The organism is Rhodococcus sp. NPDC060090 (genome assembly GCF_042729855.1).
GTDB lineage: Bacteria > Actinomycetota > Actinomycetes > Mycobacteriales > Mycobacteriaceae > Rhodococcus.
In genome coordinates, this window is the sequence record NZ_JBHWXB010000006.1 from 64,788 (window position 1) to 82,273 (window position 17,486).

Below are 17,486 nucleotides of genomic sequence, written 5' to 3' on the forward strand. Positions count from 1 at the left end.
CCCAGCGGCTGCAGGCAAGCCTTCAGCGTCGCGAATTCGGTCCGAACAACTCCTCGAGTTGCTCGGCCATGTACGAAATCGCCGACCCCGACGCAGGCGTCGCCGGATAGGACAGGTTCCAGATGTGCGGTACGCCTTCGTGCACCTTCACGCGCACATCGACCCCGGCGTCCTCCGCCGTTCGCGTCAACAACAGTGCGTCGTCCCGCAACACCTCGGAATCACTGCACTGCACGACAAGTCGGGGTTGCCCTGTCCAGTCGCCGAGCACGGGAGATACCATCGGATCCTCCGCAGGATGACCCGACAGGTATGCGCCCGCCGCTTCTGTCGCCTGCTCGAGCGAGAATCGCTCATCGGTGCGCCTGTTCTCGCGGTAGCTTCCGGCGATGTTCCGCAGATCTGCCCACGGCGAGAAGAGAAACGCGCCGGCGGGGCCCGGGATCTCGAGTTGCCGAAGGCGCAGCAACAGCGCAGCCGCCAGTCCACCGCCTGCAGAATCTCCCCACAGCCCGAGGCGCTCGCCGGGGATCATGCCCGCGACCCACCGATACGCCGTGACCGCGTCATCCATGGCTCCGGGGAACGCGCACTCGCCGGACAGTCGGTAGCCCACCGCGAACACCTGGATTTCGCACGCCGCCGCGATCCGGGCAACGCTGTCGGCGAACATCTGCGGTGAGCCCTTCCGGAAGCCGCCCCCGTGGAAATGCAGCAGAGCCGCATCCGGGCGGGCACCGGCCGGCCGCACTCGCAGGATCGGCACGGGCGCAGAATCGAGCGCCTCGATCTCGACGTCGAGACGCTCGTGGCTCGAAGAAACTTCGGTCATATCCGTCCTCGTTGTGGCATCGGTCAGAATGGCTCGGCCCAGTCATGGTTCGGCGCACGGCCACCGACCTGCCGCGTCAGCAGCTGAGCCGAAGCGATGACAGGCTGCGCAGCAGCCGGGATCGCCCTGCCTGTCATCTCACCGAGATGAAGAAGCGTGAGGCAGAACGCAACGCGCCCATCGGGATCGAATACCGGAACCGCAATATTTCCTACGTTGTACACGGCATCCGGCTCGAACTCCAGCACGGCATAGTCGGGCAGCCCTTCGAAGAACTGCTGCAGCAGCGATTCTCGCAGGTCGGCGTCGTTCGGGTGTTCCGCGAGTTTCCGAGACACCGACGGGCGGTCAGGACGCAGATCGTCGAGACCGATCGAGTATCCCCGCTGCCGCACCACCGGACCGTGGGAGCGGAGATAGTCGGCCACGCGTTCCTGCAGATCCTCGGGTAGTTCGGTGATCCACTCGCGCCCCTCGGCGGGCGGCATCCACGCCAGGAAGGGCTGGCCGATCGGCGGTTGCAGCGGTATTCGCTGCCCCGGCGCAAGCTCGACAGGTCGACCCGTAGGCCTCCCTTCCACCGCAATGCAGAGCACATCCTTGCCGACCTGGACAGTGCCCGAGCATTCGAAGCCCGTGGATTCGGCCAGATCGACCATCTCGAGTCGAGCGAGTTCGATGACGGGATGTGCGTCGGCCGCCGCATGGCCGACCGCCGCAGCGGCAGGGCCGAGCGTGTACGTCTTATGACGCGGATGCCGAGAGACGTAACCCTCGTCGGCCATCACCTTGAGCACCGCGAACATCGATCCGGGACTCACATCCAACACCCGGGACAGCTCGCTCAGAGTGAACGTGCCCCGCTGATTCGCGGTCAGAAAATCCAGCACCTGCAGTGCGCGCCGCGCCGAGAGAGCCATTCACATCCCTTTTCCGAACATCGTTGACGCCGATAAGAGCTGACGCTAGCGTAATCCATCAAGTACTGGAACAGTTTTCGAAATACTGAAAAGAGACTTCAGTGGAACAAAAATTGTTCGTTCGACAGGCTCTCGCCAGTTCGAACCTCCACGCCCTGCGGCTGGCCTTGCTCCACGCCACCGGAGACCCCGACCTCGCGGCGATGAAACTCGAACTGGTGCCGATTCGTAGCGGTGCCGCGTTCGAGATGACGATCGCCGAGGAATCACGCGAGGAACTCTTCCGAAAGGCCGAGGAGTTTCTCGCCGGCCAGGCCTCCACATACGTCCCCCGTGAGCTGGAGGAGAACGAGATCCGCACCATGATGGAGATCGCACTCGGCCAGGAACTCACCGACGACGAGTTCGTGGTCGCCCGCACAATGCCTGCACTGGAGGAGTTTCCGGTCTTCTCACACTGGACCGGTGAGCGTCCCCTGCGCGCGGACGACTTCCGCGTCGTCATCACCGGCGCCGGACTGTGCGGCGTCGCGATGGGTGTGCAACTCGAGCAACTCGGGATCCCGTACGTGATCTACGAACGACGTCCGGACGTCGGGGGAACCTGGGCCATCAACACCTACCCGGACGCGCGCGTCGATACCGCAAGCACCACGTACGAATACAGCTTCATGAAGAACTACCCCTGGTCCGAGCAGTACGCGCGCCAACCCGAGGTGCGTCACTACATCGAGACCGTCGCGAAGAAGTACGGCGTGTACGACCACATCCGGTTCGAGCACGAGGTACAGGCGGCCGAGTTCGATGAGCACTCGTCCCTGTGGTCGATACGCGTGACGGACGCGTCCGGCGAAACGGAGACGGTGACCTGCAACTTCACCGTCACCGCGACCGGGCTCTTCTCCACGCCGAAGAAGCTGGACACAGAAGGCATCGACGGCTTCACCGGCGAAGTGCTCCACACGACGGGATGGACCGAGCAGCACACCGTGAAGGGCAAGACCGCGGCGATCATCGGCAACGGCTCCACCGGTGTCCAGCTGCTCTCCCGGATCGCCGAGGACGCCGACCAGGTCTACGTGTTCCAGCGGACCCCCCAATGGATCGCACCGCGCGAAGGCTACGGCGAACCGGTGACCGAGGAAATGCGATGGGTGCTCGACAACATTCCACACTATTGGAACTGGGCTCGTACCACCGCGCTCAAACCCGCCGACCCCCGCGGCACCATCACGCCCGATCCCGAATGGCGTGCTGCCGGAGGTTACTTCAGTGAGAGCAACGACAAGCTCCGGGAGAACCTGACCCAGTACATCCGCAGTCAGGTCGACAACCGAGCCGACCTCGTCGAGCGACTCGTTCCCGACTACACCCCTGCCGCGCGACGTCCGGTGGTCGACAACAAGTGGTACCGATCGCTCACCCGCGACAACGTGGAGCTGGTGACGGACGGGATCACGAGGTTCACCGACACCGCCATCGTCACCGCCGACGGTACCGAGCGACATGTCGACATCGTCCTCACCGCAGTCGGTTTCGAGGTGACGAAGTGGCTCTGGCCCATCGACTTCCGCGGCCGCGACGGCGTGCACATCGAGGATCGCTGGAACATGGAGGGAGGCCCGCGCGCCTTCCAGGGCCTCGCCGTTCCGCAGTTCCCGAATCTGTTCGTGCTCTACGGTCCGAACGCGCAACCGGCAACGGGTGGTGGAATCGGGGTCGGCGGGCTTCCCGCCTGGATGGAATCCTGGGTCGGCTACATCGCCCGGGTGATGGTTGCCGTCATCGAGGGCGGGGACGACTGCGCCGAGGTCACGGAGGCAGCGTTCTGGGAATACAACAACGCGGTCGATGAGACGGCGCGCAAGATGATCTGGCTCGACCCCGCCGCGAACCCGGAAAAGAACTACTACGTCAACGAGCACGGTCGACTGAGCACGAGCACTCCTCTGCCGGGACTCGATCTCGGAACACGCTTCCTGAACTTCGAGCGCGACGATTTCATTCTCACCCGGACCGGTTCTCACGCCCGCACGTCCGACGGACGCGCCTCGTTCGTCACCGCGTCCTGACTTCGACCTTCTACTGAAAAGAGAGCTGGCCACACATGATCGATCTAGGACTCGACGGCGCCCGCGCGATCGTCATCGGCGCAGGATTCGTGCCGTCACGCGCCGGACACGGACGCGGCTCCGCGCTGCAACTGGCACGCGCCGGCGCCACCGTTGCATGCGTCGACAAGAACGCCGAGCGGGCCGATCAGATCGTCCGTGAGATCACCGGCGAGGGCGGCACGGCGTTCGCGATCGTTGCCGACGTGCTCGAGTCCGACCAGGCCCGTCGCGCGGTCGACGAGGCCGCAGCCCGCATGGGGGGTCTCGATGTCTGCGTCGACATCGTCGGGCAGGCCATGTGGAGCAAGGCCGCCGAGTTCTCCGACGAGGAGTGGAACGCACAGCTTCTCGTCAATCTCACGCAGGTCTTCTACGTCTTCAAGGCAGCCGTCCCCTACCTGGCGGCCAACGAGCAGGGCGGCTCGCTCATGGCGCTGACCTCGGTGGACGGAATCGGTTCGTCGCGATTCCATGCTGCATACGGTGCCGCGAAGGCCGGCGTCATGTCTCTCGTGAAGACCTTCGCCGACGAGTACGGCAAGGACGGAGTTCGGGTCAACGCGGTGGCTCCCGGCAATGTCGGCGGCGGCAACTGGGATCTCCCGGAGGTCCCCTTCGGCGAGGACGTCGTCAACGCCCTCGCACCACCGCGCGGCCGCGACATCGCAGACGCAGTGCTGTTCCTCGCGTCGCGCCTCTCCGCGAAGATCACGGGCCAGACCCTGGTCGTCGACGGAGGAGCGCTCGCTATGAGCCCCTGGGGCATGAAGGAAGAGCACATCGGGCGGAACGCCGCCTTCTCCACCGCGTCGCAGGATTGAGGACTCGATGACCTCGATCACCGACGCATTCCTCGTCACCGGCAAAGTCGCACTCGTCACCGGCGGCGGCAACGGCATCGGCCGTGAGACGGCGCTCGTGCTCGCCGCGGCGGGCGCGCACGTCGTGGCCACCGATGTGAACGACGCAGGTCTCGCAGAGACGCGCGCACAGGGTGGAGAACAGGAAACCCCGATCGCGACGAGCACACTGGACGTATCCGATCCCGTGGCCGTGTCGCGCGTGGTGGACGACGTCGTCGCGGAGTACGGACAGCTCGACATCCTCGTCAACGCCGCGGGGGTCATGATCATGCGGAACGCCCTCGACGTGACTCCCGATGAGCTCGAGCGGGTGCTCCGGATCAACGTCGGCGGCACCTTTTACGCGTGCCAGGCCGCGGGCCGGGTCATGAGATCCGGTGGAAGCATCATCAACCTCACGTCGAGCATCATCGACCGCTCCAGCCCCGGACGGATCACCTACGCGATGTCCAAAGGGGCCGTCGTACAGGCCACGCGCACGTTTGCACTGGAACTCGCACCGTCCGGCATCCGCGTCAATGCCCTCGCACCGGGCTGGGTCGAAACGGGGATGACCAACCAGCATTGGACCGACACCGACGGCACCGTCGACGAGGACAGGCGTGCAGCGTATGTGGAGAAGATGGCCTCTGCCTCACCGCTCGGGGTCGTCGGCACCACCCGCGACATCGCACTGGCGGCACTTCAACTCGCCTCGGGGGCAGGAGCGTTCGTCACCGGTCAGGTCGTGCGGATCAACGGCGGGTCGTTCATGGCATGAGTAACGCGCAGATCTGTACATCCGTAGGACCCCACTCGAGGAGGATTTCGACATGAGCGGAAGGCTCGAAGGCAAGGTTGCCGTGGTAACGGGAGGTGCCAGCGGAATCGGCGAGGCATCGGTACGGCGGTTCGCCGACGAGGGGGCGCGTGTCGTCATCGCCGATGTCGACGACCAGCGCGGGAAGAGCGTCGCCGACGAAGTGGGCTCCGCAGCACTGTTCGTCCACGCCGACGTCACCGACCAGAGCGACTGGGAACGTCTGATGGCGACGACCAGCGAGCATTTCGCACCGCTCGATGTGCTGGTCAACAACGCCGGCGGTGGACGCGGTGTCGGCAGGATCGTCGACGAGGTCTACGAGGGACATCGAGCAATCCTCGACCTCAATCTCTCGTCGGTGTGGATGGGCACCCGCGCCGCGCTACCCATCATGGGCGCCAACGGTGGCGGTTCCATCGTCAACATCTCCTCGATCGACGGGCTCGTCGGCGTCGAAGGGATGACCTCGTACGCAGCATCGAAGTTCGCGGTCACGGGCCTGACCAGGACGGTGGCCTTCGAAGGCGGTCCCCACAATGTGCGCATCAACTCGGTCCACCCCGGATTCATCCGGACACCGATGACCGCCAAGCACACCGGTGCGGTGAAGGCGCGGCTCGAGTCGGCGATCCAGAAGCAGCCGATCACCCGATTCGGCACGCCGGAGGATATCGCGAATGCCGTTCTGTTCTTCGCGTCGGACGAGAGTTCGTACTGCACGGGCACATCCCTCGTCGTGGACGGTGGCCAGCTCGCCGGCCCGCACCGGGATCCGATGTGAGCCGCACATCTCCGACAGCAGGGATCACCCGTCACACTCGGCCAACGGTGGCGCCGACCTGGCGTCGGAAGCCGACTGGCTCAACCTGTCCGAGGCGGAGGCCATGGGGCCCATCCCTCCTCGACGGTACGTGGATCACGGAGTACCCGAGTGCGCCGGGCGGTGGTCGAGCCGGATCTGCGCGACCACCGCCCGGTGATCCGATCCCGGGAGGGTCACCGTCTCCACCGACGTTGCACGGCCACCTGCGACGAGGATGTGATCGATGCCGACCACTGGAGGAAGCCGTGCCTCGGCCGGATAGGTGAACAGAAGTCCCGCGCCGACCTGCTCTGCGGTGTCTCGGAGGCGCCCGGTCAGCATCGCGCGATACTGCGCGTGATCGTAGGTCGCGTTGAAATCGGCGCCGACGATCACCGGCCCCGATGGCGCGGATTCGAGGATCTCTTGCAGACGCGACAATTCGTCGGCCCACACTTCCGTGTTGTAGACCGGGGGCACCGGATGGAACGCATAGACCGCGACAGGCCCGGCCCCAGGTACGTCTGCCGTCGCCGACACCTGGTTCATGACGAATCCGTCGTACTCGACTTCGTCGGACAGCGGGAAACGACTCCAGATCCCGGTCCCTCCCGCGCCGGGCTCCGGCACGACGAAGTGATACGGCAAGATCCGATCGAGACCTTCGCGTGCAAATGCGTCGACCGCTTCGGCTGTCAGCTCACTCACGGTCAGCAGATCGACGCGGCGCGCTTCCACTTCGGCTACCACCGTGATCGGGTCTGCCTCTCCGAAGAGAATGTTCGCCTGCATCACCGTGAGCGCGTCTCCCCCGTCTCCTCCCGACTCACCGACATACCGGGGAGCCTGAATCCACACCGCAGCGACGACGACCAGCACCGCGACCGCAGTAGCAACGCGGTACCGCAGTAGCGCGAAGACCACCGCACCGACCACCGAAGCGATCATCATGTACGACGCCGCCGATGCCGCAAGGACCGGAAGCCGCGCCGACGAGGTGCTGTAGTGCAACGCTGCCCCAGCAGCACCGGTCACCGTAGCGAGCCACGCGAAGATCCCCGCACCGACCCGCATCCACTTCGCCATCACGCTGTCAAGACAACCACGCGTGAGAGGACGTACCCGCGCAGGGCTTGTTCGTGCATGCACTGATCACGACCGGTGAAATATTCTCGAGGTGCCACCCATCCGGGGGTGTCCCGGCACCGAATCGCTCCCAGACGGTGCACGGCCGTCTCCGAGCCGAACCATGTCGGCCCGGCGGAACCCCAAGGAGCGGTCTTCATGCGCGCACAGCAGGAGTCTTCACCATGACACCTTCTCCCGATGAATTCCCTCACGACGACGATCCGGGCGGCCACGCCGCGGGCATCGGGTTCCTTCAGTTGTTCATGGAAGCGACCGCACGCGTCGAACGGTCCGACTCGCACGACATGACCGAGGAAGCATCCCCAGATACCGGGGCAGCAGACGATCGGCGGCTGCAATGATCAACTTGCCGAGTCTGCCCCAAGTCCCAGCGGTACGGCCGGCTCGACAGCATTCCTTCGGAAGCGAGGCCCGATGATCCGCCTTGTCTGGGCCCTGGTCGTGTGCGCGGTGCTGACCCAGATCGCGTACCCCCTCACGACCGGAACCACTCGTGACATGGTCACGATCGCCGTGGTCGTCCTGCTCGCCGCTGCTGTACTCGTCCACGCCGTGCTCAGGCGAGGGGCCGTATGGGCACTGGTGCTTCTGGGGGCCACCGCGGGACTGGGCATCGCAATCGAACTCCTCGGTACAGCAACCAGTGTCCCGTTCGGAAGCTACTTTTATGCCACAGACCGGCTGGGACCCGACATTCTGGGGGTCCCGGCGATCGTTCCCCTGGCGTGGACAGCCGGGTTCTATCCGGTGTGGTGTGCCGTGTCGTATCTTATCGAACGCAGTCGCGTCCCACCGGATCGGCACGCCGTCTACCGGATCGCGCTCGCGGCCATCGGAATGGTCGGCTGGGATCTGTATCTGGATACCCAGATGGTCACCGACGGCCAATGGACATGGACCTCGGGAAATCCGGGCCTTCCCGGCATACCCTCGATCCCGTACACGAACTATCTCGGGTGGATACTCACCGCATTGTTGATGGCGGCCATCATGGAATATGTGGGGCGGCGTGTCGATATGTCGTCGACGGCTGATCTGCGCATCTCCGATGCTGCGCCGTTTGCTCTCTTTCTGTGGACGTGGCTCGGGTCGGCCCTGGCTCACGCGGTTTTCCTCGAAGGCGACGAACTGCGATACTCGGCGATCTACGGATTCTGTGTCATGGGTGTGGTCGGGATTCCTCTGGTAGCGACGTGGTTCCGAGAGCGCCGGAAGGTACCGGTGCAGACATGAGCGAGTCGACTCCGTCCACGCGGCGACACCCGGCGGCGCGCGCCGTGCACCGACTGACTGCGGCCGGCGCTGTGCTCGCCGGTCTGTCTGCGGTCACATCGATCGCGAACACGCTGTTCATGCCCCGTCTACGACGACCTGACAATGCTTCGACATACGAGTCCGTCGTGGTGTGCATACCGGCTCGCAACGAGGAGCAGACCGTGCCGCGACTCATCGCCGATCTGCGGGCACAGACCTATGCGGGCGAGCTTCGGGTGTTCGTCCTGGACGACGATTCCAGCGATGAGACCCGAGCGGCTGCTGTGCGCGCCGCCGACGGCGATCCACGCGTCACCGTCGTCTCGACCGATGCCGAGCCGAGTCCAGGGTGGACCGGAAAGTCGGCAGCCTGCCGAACCCTTGCCGACGTTGCGCTCACGGCGACTCCGCGGGCCGAGGTAATAGCCTTTGTCGACGCCGACGTCAGGCTGTCCTCCGATGCTATTGCGGCGGCCGTCACCGCATTACGTGAGCATCACGCGGCGCTGGTGTGTCCCTGGCCCGAACAACACGCGCTCGGCGTCTCCGAGCGGTTGATCCAGCCGATGCTGAGCTTCTCGTGGATGTCGAGCCTCTTTGTTCCCCTGTCGAATCGGTCCTTGCGGGCTTCGCTGGCGGTGGCCTGCGGTCAATTTCTGATGTTCGACACCGCCGCATACCGGCAGATCGGTGGGCACGAATCGGTCGCGTCGAGTCCTACCGAGGATCTCGATATCGCCCGCGCACTTCGCCGCAGGGGCCGTCGAACCGTCCTGGTGTCGGGCGCGGGTTTCGTCAGCTGCCGGATGTACCGCGGTTGGACCGAACTCCGGGCGGGGTACACGCGATGGCTGTGGTCTTCGTTCGGCGGGAAGGCAGGTTCAGCAGCCGTGCTCGGCGCAGCAATGATCGCGTACCTCCTGCCTCCTGCTGCTGCTCTTCTGGGATCGGGCAGCACACGTCGGCTGGGAGCTGTCGGCTACCTCGCCGCTGTCGTTGCCCGTACCTCGTCCGCACGGTCCGAAGCGGGCGGCGGACCCGGCATCGTTCGGCAGACCGTGTACGCCGGGGCCCACCCGGTATCCACCGCCCTCTTCGCGACCTTGGTTCTCGACTCGCACCGGCGTCGCGCACGGAACCAACTGTCGTGGAAGAGTCGATCACTGCACGAGCCGGGAGACGAGAAATGAGAGTCGAGATGTCGCCCTTCGACCTTGCCGAAGACCAGTTCCGACACAGGACGGTACTCACGATGGGCGGTCGAGCATGAAGACGGTGCCCGGGAACGTCGACTCGGTCGTCGTGGTCGGGGCAGGACTGGCCGGTCTTGCGGCTGCACTTCATCTCACCGGCGCAGGAAAGACCGTTACCCTCCTCGAACGCGAGGCCACGATCGGAGGCCGAGTCGGGACCTATCGGGTACTCGACAACACCGGCCGTCCGCTCTACGACATCGACAACGGCGCAAGCGTCCTGACCATGCCCGATTTGATTGCCGACGCCCTCGCCGCTGTCGGCGAATCGTTCGGATCGACCACGCCCGCGCTGACCTTGGCGAAACTCTCGCCCAGCTACCACGCGCGCTACGCCGACGACACCTCTCTGAACGTGTACCAGGACCCCGACACCATGGCCGCCGAAGTCGAGAGGGTCTGCGGCCCGGACGAAGCCGTCGGCTACCGGAAACTCAGAGGATGGCTCGCATCGATCTTCGACGCGGAGTTCGATCGCTACATCGATTCGAACTTCGATTCACCGCTCGATCTCGTGTCGTCCCCAGCGGCGTTGCGCGATACGGCGACGTTGGCTCGTCTGGGTGGCTTCGGGCGCCTCGGCTCGCGGGTAGGATCGTTCGTCGACGACCGACGCCTCCGACGGATCTTCACGTTCCAGGCACTGTATGCAGGGACGTCTCCGTCGACCGCACTGGGCGTCTACGGCGCGATTGCACACATGGACACGTCCCTCGGCGTCTACTTCCCTCTGGGTGGCATGTCGCGCATCGCCGACGCGATGGCCGACGCATTCAGACGCCACGGAGGAATCGTGCACACCGGCACCGAAGTATCCGACATCGACATCGCGAACCGACGCGCGACAGGTGTCCGCACCGCGGACGGTCGACGATTTGCGTGCGATGCACTGGTGCTCACCACCGACCTGCCGGTGGTCGACCGACTACTCGACCGTGCTGCGGTGACGTCCGCGGGTCGGAAACGTGGCTACGCCGTGGTCTCCCCGTCGGCCGTCGTCTTTCACGGCACGGTTCCGACCCGGGTGACGCAGTCGTGGCCGTCGCAAGCACACCACACCATCGACTTCGGGGAGCAGTGGTCGGAGACCTTTGCGCGCATCACGGCACGCCGGGGCCGCGGGCAGTTGATGGAGGATCCGTCGCTACTGATCACACGGCCGGCAGTCACCGATCCTTCGCTGTGCGTCGATCGTGGCGAAGACCGGAGCGAGCCGGTCTCCATCCTCGCACCGTGCCCGAACCTTTCGAGCGCGCCCTTGGACTGGAACAGCCTGGCTGTCCCCTACATGCGTGAGATCCAAGCGGTTCTGGAACAGCGCGGTTACGACGGCCTGTCGTCCTCGATGGTCGTCGATCGACTCGATTCACCGCAGACCTGGTCGGACAAGGGGATGCTCGCGGGCAGCCCGTTCTCCTCGGCGCACGTGTTCCGTCAGACAGGTCCGTTCCGCCGCAAGAATCTCGTTCGCGGTGTCGACAATGTGGTCCTCGCCGGCTCCGGCACCACCCCCGGCGTCGGCGTTCCCACCGTCCTCATCTCTGGAAGACTCGCCGCGGAGCGCGTTACCGGGTCGGGCAAGGACACATCGTTCGCGTTCTCCGAGGCCGGTGTCGATCATGCGTGAACTCGACGGAATCGACCCCCGGCTGCACACCGCATACCGCGTGTGCCGAGAGCTGAACGAACAGCATGGGAAGACGTACTTCCTCGCCACCCGGCTGCTTCCTGCCGAGAAGCGGGCCGCAGTGCACGCACTCTACGGTTTCGCGCGGATGGTCGACGACATCGTGGATGTCGATGCGGGAGCAGCCGACTCGGACCTCGACGACACCCCGGTCGACGTATCGAGTGCTCCACCGACGCAGGCGGACCACATCGCGATCGCGAAACTCGACGCCTTCGAACGCCACATCAGGGCTGCCTTCGACGGAAAACCCTTGGGCGACAGCAGGTCCGATCTGGTTCTCCGGGCACTGGTGGACACTACAGCGCGCTACGGCATCGCACACGACTACTACTACGCCTTCCTGCACTCGATGAGGATGGATATACCCGGAACCGAGATGTTCCGCTCGCGGTACCGCACGCTCGACGAGCTGTCGGAGTACATGTACGGATCTGCTGCCGTCATCGGCCTGCAGATGCTCCCCATCCTGGGTACGGAAGCCGATCCTGCCGTCGCAGCCGCACCTGCGGTCGCGCTGGGCGAAGCCTTCCAGCTGACGAACTTCATCCGGGACATGGGCGAGGACCTCGACCGCGATCGCATCTATCTGCCGACCGACGAGCTGAACGCCTTCGGCGTCGACGAAGATCTGCTGCGCCACTGCCGGGCGACCGGCCGTAGCGACCCGAGGCTCGAGCGGGCACTCGCCCACCTGATCGCCCACACCCGAGCGGTGTACCGGACGGCCGAGCCCGGGATCGACATGTTGGACCCCGGTGTTCGTCCCGGGATGCGCACCGCATTCGTCCTGTACCGCGACATCCTGAGAAAGGTGGAGGAGAGCGGATACCGCGTGCTCCACGAGCGCGCACATGTATCCCGCCCGCGTCGCGTGGCGGTGGCGGCGCCTCGACTCGCCGAAGCCGGATGGATCGCCTTGCGGACGCGGTTGAGATCCTGACGGAGGGGGTGGGGCGGGCGGGGCTCGAACCCGCGACCAATGGATTATGAGTCCACGGCTCTAACCGACTGAGCTACCGCCCCTCCACAGCGACACAGCGCTGCAGAGCGCTTTCCGTATCGGACAGCGCGTACGCATGCTACCCGGCGGCGAGCGCGTTCCGCCGCACCGGGTGGACCAATGAGAGCCTTCCTCCGCTAACCCGGGTTTCCTCAGGTCGTCGACGCGAGGAAACCCGGGTTAGCGGAGGAAAGTTTCGAAAGGCGACTCTATCGAGTACGTCACACCGCGACGGCCGGTGAAACGAAAGAATCCTCCCACCCCGCACGGGGTGGGAGGATTCTGCGCGCTCCCCCGGCTGGACTCGAACCAGCAACCCTTCGATTAACAGTCGAATGCTCTGCCAATTGAGCTACAGGGGATTGATCTGCGGTGCTCCGGGGTTTCCCTCGGTGCGTGAAAAACCATAGCGCCCCTCCCGCCTCAGAACCAAATCGCCTGCATGTGGGCATGCGGAGCGTCATCGGGCAGGATGGGGAGGACGCGCACACATGGTGGAAGGACGACACATTGATGGGATTGTTGGTCGGGGTTGCCGCGGGGTACGTACTCGGCACCCGGGCAGGTCGAGCCCGATACGAACAGATCAGCAAGACCGCCAAGGCGGTGGCCGCCAGCCCGGTCACCAAGAAGGCCATCGAGGTGGGACGTCAGAAACTCTCGGATTCTCTGAACCCACAGCCGAAGCTCGAACCGATGAAGCCGATCGACGAGACGACGACGATCATGATCCCGCGGGATCAGCTCAAGAAATAGCGTCAGCCGGCCAGGCCGTCGCCGCCCGCATCGCCGATGGCCTGGTCGAGCAAGCTGCGCCGATACTGCTCCAGCGCGACGAGGTCGCCCAGCAGCGCGTGGAATTCGTCGGACTCCGTGGCAGGCGAGATGCGTTGCAGCTTCGATTTCAGCTCCGCCACCTGCTCACCCACCCACACTTCCTGCAGGCGCGCCAGCACTCCCCCGATGTAGCGGGGCATACGGTCTTCTTCGGCGGGAATCGGCTCGACTGCGAGTTCCATCACCAACGAGCGCACGACCGGGTCGGTCGCTGCGCGCCCGACGGCATCTACCCATTCGGCGCCGCCCATCCCCGACCCGACACCACCGACGCGAGCAATGGCCTCACGCACGGCCGAGTAGGCCGGGTCGGTGAACGTCTCGCCCGGCAACGAATCGAACACCGTTCCCGCCATACCCGGATACTGCAGCGCCGCCTTGAGCCCGTCACGTTGCGGCCACAGCGTAGGATCTCCCGGCCGTGGGCGTCGCATCGCCGGCTCCTGCGATGACGACCCCTTGTCGACGGCAGCGGGCCGAGGCTTGGGCGTCGATCCCCGCCCGCCTCCTCGACGTGCTTCGTCCTGGACCCGGCGGCGGACCATGGGGATGTCGTCCCACCCCACCCAGTGCGCGAGCTGCACCGCGTAGTTGTCGCGCAGAGACCGGTCCTTGATCTGCGCGACGACCGGCACACATCGGCGTAGCGCCTCGACGCGACCTTCAGCGGTGTCGAGGTCGTGTTCCAGCAGGATCGATTTGACGACGAACTCGAACATCGGGGTGCGTCGCGCCACGAGTTCGCGGACGGCGGTGTCGCCCGACGCCTGCCGCAGCTCGCACGGATCCATCCCCTCCGGGGCGATCGCGACGTACGTCTTCGCTGCGGTCTTCTGGTCGCCCTCGAACGCCTTCATCGCCGCGGCCTGTCCGGCTGCGTCTCCGTCGAAGGTGTAGATGACCTCGCCGCGGAAGTAGCTGTCGTCCATGAGCAGACGACGCAGCATCGCGAGGTGCTCGTCGCCGAATGCGGTACCACACGAGGCGACGGCGGTTTTCACTCCGGCGAGGTGCATGGCCATGACGTCGGTGTAGCCCTCGACGATCACCGCCTGATGCGACTTGGCGATCTCCCGCTTCGCGAGGTCGAGACCGAAAAGGACCTGAGACTTCTTGTACAGCACCGTTTCCGGTGTGTTCATGTATTTGGCGGTGATTTGGTCGTCGTCGTACAGCCTGCGGGCGCCGAACCCGATGACATCGCCCGCGAGGTTACGGATGGGCCACAGCAAGCGCCGATGAAACCGGTCGATCGGGCCGCGACGCCCCTGCCTCGACAATCCCGCGGATTCGAGTTCCGCGAACTCGAATCCGCGGCCGAGAAGATGCTTGGTGAGATGGTCCCAGCCCGCGGGTGCATAGCCGCACCCGAACATCTCTGCGGCGGTCTGGTCGAAGTTGCGCTCGGTGAGGTAGTCGCGCGCGGCCTGTGCGTCGGGGGCGCGGAGTTGTTCGGCGTAGAACTGCTGCGCGGCGGCGTTCGCGGCAACCAGACGGGCGCGGGTCCCGCGGTCGCGCTGCACGGACGGTCCGCCGCCCTCGTAACTGAGGGTGTAGCCGACACGTTCGGCGAGCTGTTCGACGGCCTCCACGAAGCTGACGTGTTCGATCTTCTGGATGAACGAGTAGACGTCGCCGCCCTCACCACAGCCGAAGCAGTGGTAATGCCCGTGGTTGGGGCGGACGTGGAACGACGGCGACTTCTCGTCATGGAAGGGGCACAGCCCCTTCATCGAGTCGGCGCCGCCGCGTTTGAGGGCGACATAGTCGCCCACGATGTCTTCGATCCGAACGCGGTCGCGAATGGCCGCGATGTCTCTGTCTGAAATTCTGCCGGCCACGCCGACGAGTCTAGGCCGTGTTCTCGGCCAGATCGGCGGCGGTGGTTGCTAGCCCCAGCTGGCCTGCGCGGCGAGGCTGTCGCGGTCGACCCGTTCGAGTCGCGATTCGGTGAAGGACGCAATCTGATCGACGATCACCCGCACCTTGGCTGCGTCGTCGGGCGCGGCCTCCCACTCGGCGACGAAGATCGGGTCGAGTCCGACCGGTGCCGTGCGCAGCAACCATTCGGCGACCCGATGGATGCGTTCGCGCTGGCCGACCTGTCTCGATCGATGAGCGCTGTCGGACATCACGAACTGCAGCGCCATGGTCTTGAGCAACGCAACCTCGGACGCCACGATCTGCGGGATCACCAGGTCGGTGTCGTAGCGGGTGATGGGCGCATTGCCGGTGACCTCGCGGGTGCCGCTGATAGCGGCCGTCGCATACCGGCCGACGAGTTCACTGGTGAGCCGCTTGAGGGCGACCGCGCCGGCGAGTGTGCCGTCGTAGGTTCCCACCCCGACCACGACCGGCAAGGTGGACAGGCGCTGCGCCGCCTCCTCCAGTTCGGCCGGATCGAGGCCGGAGAACTCCTTCAGGCCCAGCGCGATGAGGCCTGCAACCGAATCGGTGTCGCCGAGGATCCGCAGATCGATGCGGCCGTCGATCACGCCGTCCTCGACGTCGTGCACCGAATAGGCGACGTCGTCGGACCAGTCCATGATCTGCGCTTCGAGACAGCGACGGCGCTCGGGTGCACCGTCTCGGATCCATGCCAGTTCGTCGGCGTCGTCGTCGTACGCGCCGAACTTCGCACCCGGAGTGGGACGGATCCACGGGTACTTGAGCGTCGCGTCCAACGAGGTGCGGGTGAGGTTCAATCCCGCGCTGGTGCCGTCCGCGTGGAGGATCTTCGGTTCGAGTGCGGTCAGGATCCGCAGGTTCTGGGCATTGCCCTCGAAGCCTCCGCACGGCTCAGCGACCTCGTCGAGCGCGCGTTCGCCGTTGTGCCCGTAGGGAGGGTGACCGATGTCGTGGGCAAGGCCTGCCAGATCGACGACGTCGGGGTCTGCCCCGAGCCCCTCGGCGATGCTGCGACCGATCTGACCCACTTCCATCGAGTGGGTCAGCCGGGTGCGGGGGGTGTCGCCGTCGCGCGGACCCACCACCTGTGTCTTGTCCGCGAGCCGGCGCAGCGCCGCACAGTGCTGGACGCGGGCGCGGTCCCTCGCGAATGCGGTGCGATCGGACGCAGCCGATTCCGCACCGGCGAGTCCCGATCGCTTCGGCGCTTCCTCCACACGTCGCGCGAGATCGTGTTCGCTGTATCCCGGCATACCACCGCCCTTCGTCGCTGCGACCCTATGTCACTGGTCTGCCGTGTATTCGAAGTCTGCCGAGTAGTGCGTGATCTGGTACCAGATCAGCGCCCCGGTTTCCCGGGCGATGCCGTGGAACTGCGATTCGCGTGTGAACACCGCCGGACCCTGTCTGGTGGGCGCTGTCCACGCGTCGAGCCGCGCGTCGCGTGCCATCGTCCGGGTACGCAGACCGTGCCACGGATCGCTTACCAGCACCGCCGACGACAGGCCCATCGCACTCATCTCCTCGCTGACGGCTTTGATGCTCAGGAGGGTGTCGGCCCCCTCCTCGACTGCGACAATGGCGTCCGCGGGCACGCCGGTCTCGACGAGGTAGTTCTTACCGGAGGCCGCCTCGGTGAACAGGTCGCCTTCCTGCTTGCCGCCGACGGTGACGATGGTGTCGGACACACCGTTCTCGTAGAGCTTGCGGGCCTGTTCGAGGCGCGCTTCGAACACCGGAGACGGGGTTCCCGAGTACTGCGCGGCGCCGAGCACGACGATGGCGTCGGCGGGCGTCCAATCGTCGATGCGCGCGACCTGCCACACCCGCACTGCCGTACCGCCCACCACCAGGACCGCAGCGAGGAGCAGTCCGGCGATCAGACGACGGCACCACCGGGCGAGACCGGACCCGAAACTGCGTCGGTCTTCGTCGGCACTCGTGGCCATGCCGGGGCGGCGGGATGCGGTACTCACTCCCCGATTCTGCCAGTGCGCGGCCGGACACCCGTGCGGACACACGCCACGGCGCCACCGGCACGCACCGAACCGTTAGATTCGTC

Annotated in this window: 16 protein-coding genes and 2 tRNA genes; 10 read left to right on the forward strand and 8 right to left on the reverse strand. The window is 65.5% G+C overall.

All coding sequences use genetic code 11. The features are described 5' to 3' along the window. Positions 1-22 precede the first annotated feature (22 nt). Both ACFWCF_RS09990 and ACFWCF_RS09995 read right to left on the reverse strand, forming a co-directional pair. Positions 23-832 (reverse strand): alpha/beta hydrolase fold domain-containing protein, encoded by an 810-nt coding sequence (locus ACFWCF_RS09990; RefSeq protein WP_378560401.1) that lies wholly within the window; start codon positions 830-832, stop codon positions 23-25. Positions 833-855: 23 nt separating this feature from the next. Continuing rightward, the gene (locus tag ACFWCF_RS09995; RefSeq protein WP_378560404.1) at positions 856-1,752 is read right to left on the reverse strand and encodes an IclR family transcriptional regulator; all 897 of its coding nucleotides are present in this window, start codon (positions 1,750-1,752) and stop codon (positions 856-858) included. 101 nt (positions 1,753-1,853) lie between these two features. On the opposite strand from ACFWCF_RS09995, the gene ACFWCF_RS10000 reads away from it, so the two are divergent. The 4 genes from ACFWCF_RS10000 to ACFWCF_RS10015 are packed head-to-tail and all read left to right on the forward strand — an operon-like array spanning position 1,854 to position 6,312. Then, positions 1,854-3,824: a flavin-containing monooxygenase gene (locus ACFWCF_RS10000; RefSeq protein WP_378560407.1), complete on the forward strand. Its 1,971-nt coding sequence runs from the start codon at positions 1,854-1,856 to the stop codon at positions 3,822-3,824. A 35-nt stretch (positions 3,825-3,859) separates the two neighbouring features. Next, the gene (locus ACFWCF_RS10005) at positions 3,860-4,687 is read left to right on the forward strand and encodes an SDR family NAD(P)-dependent oxidoreductase (RefSeq protein ID WP_378560410.1); all 828 of its coding nucleotides are present in this window, start codon (positions 3,860-3,862) and stop codon (positions 4,685-4,687) included. Between the two features lie 7 nt (positions 4,688-4,694). Next, a complete protein-coding gene (locus tag ACFWCF_RS10010) occupies positions 4,695-5,489 on the forward strand; it encodes an SDR family NAD(P)-dependent oxidoreductase (protein WP_378560413.1) in 795 nt (264 codons plus the stop codon). 52 nt (positions 5,490-5,541) lie between these two features. Beyond that, a complete protein-coding gene (locus ACFWCF_RS10015) occupies positions 5,542-6,312 on the forward strand; it encodes an SDR family NAD(P)-dependent oxidoreductase (protein WP_378489813.1) in 771 nt (256 codons plus the stop codon). Positions 6,313-6,447: 135 nt separating this feature from the next. Here the strand turns inward: ACFWCF_RS10015 and ACFWCF_RS10020 are convergent, their stop codons facing one another. Beyond that, complete coding sequence (locus ACFWCF_RS10020; protein ID WP_378560862.1) at positions 6,448-7,419, reverse strand: endonuclease/exonuclease/phosphatase family protein; 972 nt, start codon at positions 7,417-7,419, stop codon at positions 6,448-6,450. A gap of 224 nt (positions 7,420-7,643) precedes the next feature. On the opposite strand from ACFWCF_RS10020, the gene ACFWCF_RS10025 reads away from it, so the two are divergent. From ACFWCF_RS10025 to ACFWCF_RS10045, 5 genes are all read left to right on the forward strand, one after another. Beyond that, the gene (locus tag ACFWCF_RS10025) at positions 7,644-7,823 is read left to right on the forward strand and encodes a hypothetical protein (RefSeq protein ID WP_378560416.1); all 180 of its coding nucleotides are present in this window, start codon (positions 7,644-7,646) and stop codon (positions 7,821-7,823) included. Between the two features lie 73 nt (positions 7,824-7,896). After that, positions 7,897-8,715 carry a carotenoid biosynthesis protein gene (locus tag ACFWCF_RS10030; protein WP_378560419.1) on the forward strand — a complete coding sequence of 273 codons (819 nt, stop codon included), beginning with the start codon at positions 7,897-7,899 and terminating at the stop codon, positions 8,713-8,715. Beyond that, positions 8,712-9,926: a glycosyltransferase gene (locus ACFWCF_RS10035; protein ID WP_378560422.1), complete on the forward strand. Its 1,215-nt coding sequence runs from the start codon at positions 8,712-8,714 to the stop codon at positions 9,924-9,926. The genes ACFWCF_RS10030 and ACFWCF_RS10035 overlap by 4 nt, the downstream gene beginning before the upstream one ends. A gap of 76 nt (positions 9,927-10,002) precedes the next feature. Continuing rightward, entirely contained in the window at positions 10,003-11,616 is a 1,614-nt protein-coding gene (gene crtI / locus ACFWCF_RS10040) for a phytoene desaturase family protein (RefSeq protein ID WP_378560425.1), read from the forward strand. Continuing rightward, complete coding sequence (locus tag ACFWCF_RS10045) at positions 11,609-12,619, forward strand: phytoene/squalene synthase family protein (protein ID WP_378560428.1); 1,011 nt, start codon at positions 11,609-11,611, stop codon at positions 12,617-12,619. Before crtI ends, ACFWCF_RS10045 begins: the two co-directional genes overlap by 8 nt. A 9-nt stretch (positions 12,620-12,628) precedes the next feature. On the opposite strand, the gene ACFWCF_RS10050 is transcribed toward ACFWCF_RS10045, so the two are convergent. Together ACFWCF_RS10050 and ACFWCF_RS10055 are read right to left on the reverse strand one after the other, a co-directional pair. Continuing rightward, positions 12,629-12,702, reverse strand: a tRNA-Ile gene (locus ACFWCF_RS10050). A 266-nt stretch (positions 12,703-12,968) separates the two neighbouring features. Next, a tRNA-Asn gene (locus ACFWCF_RS10055) sits at positions 12,969-13,041 on the reverse strand. A gap of 148 nt (positions 13,042-13,189) precedes the next feature. On the opposite strand from ACFWCF_RS10055, the gene ACFWCF_RS10060 reads away from it, so the two are divergent. Next, positions 13,190-13,435 (forward strand): hypothetical protein, encoded by a 246-nt coding sequence (locus tag ACFWCF_RS10060; protein ID WP_054807162.1) that lies wholly within the window; start codon positions 13,190-13,192, stop codon positions 13,433-13,435. A gap of 2 nt (positions 13,436-13,437) precedes the next feature. Here ACFWCF_RS10060 and dnaG read toward each other — a convergent pair whose 3' ends face one another. The 3 genes from dnaG to ACFWCF_RS10075 are packed head-to-tail and all read right to left on the reverse strand — an operon-like array spanning position 13,438 to position 17,400. Then, complete coding sequence (gene dnaG, locus ACFWCF_RS10065; protein WP_378560431.1) at positions 13,438-15,357, reverse strand: DNA primase; 1,920 nt, start codon at positions 15,355-15,357, stop codon at positions 13,438-13,440. A gap of 48 nt (positions 15,358-15,405) precedes the next feature. After that, positions 15,406-16,677 (reverse strand): deoxyguanosinetriphosphate triphosphohydrolase, encoded by a 1,272-nt coding sequence (locus tag ACFWCF_RS10070; RefSeq protein ID WP_378560434.1) that lies wholly within the window; start codon positions 16,675-16,677, stop codon positions 15,406-15,408. A 30-nt stretch (positions 16,678-16,707) separates the two neighbouring features. Further along, positions 16,708-17,400 carry a YdcF family protein gene (locus ACFWCF_RS10075; RefSeq protein WP_378560438.1) on the reverse strand — a complete coding sequence of 231 codons (693 nt, stop codon included), beginning with the start codon at positions 17,398-17,400 and terminating at the stop codon, positions 16,708-16,710. Positions 17,401-17,486 lie beyond the last annotated feature (86 nt).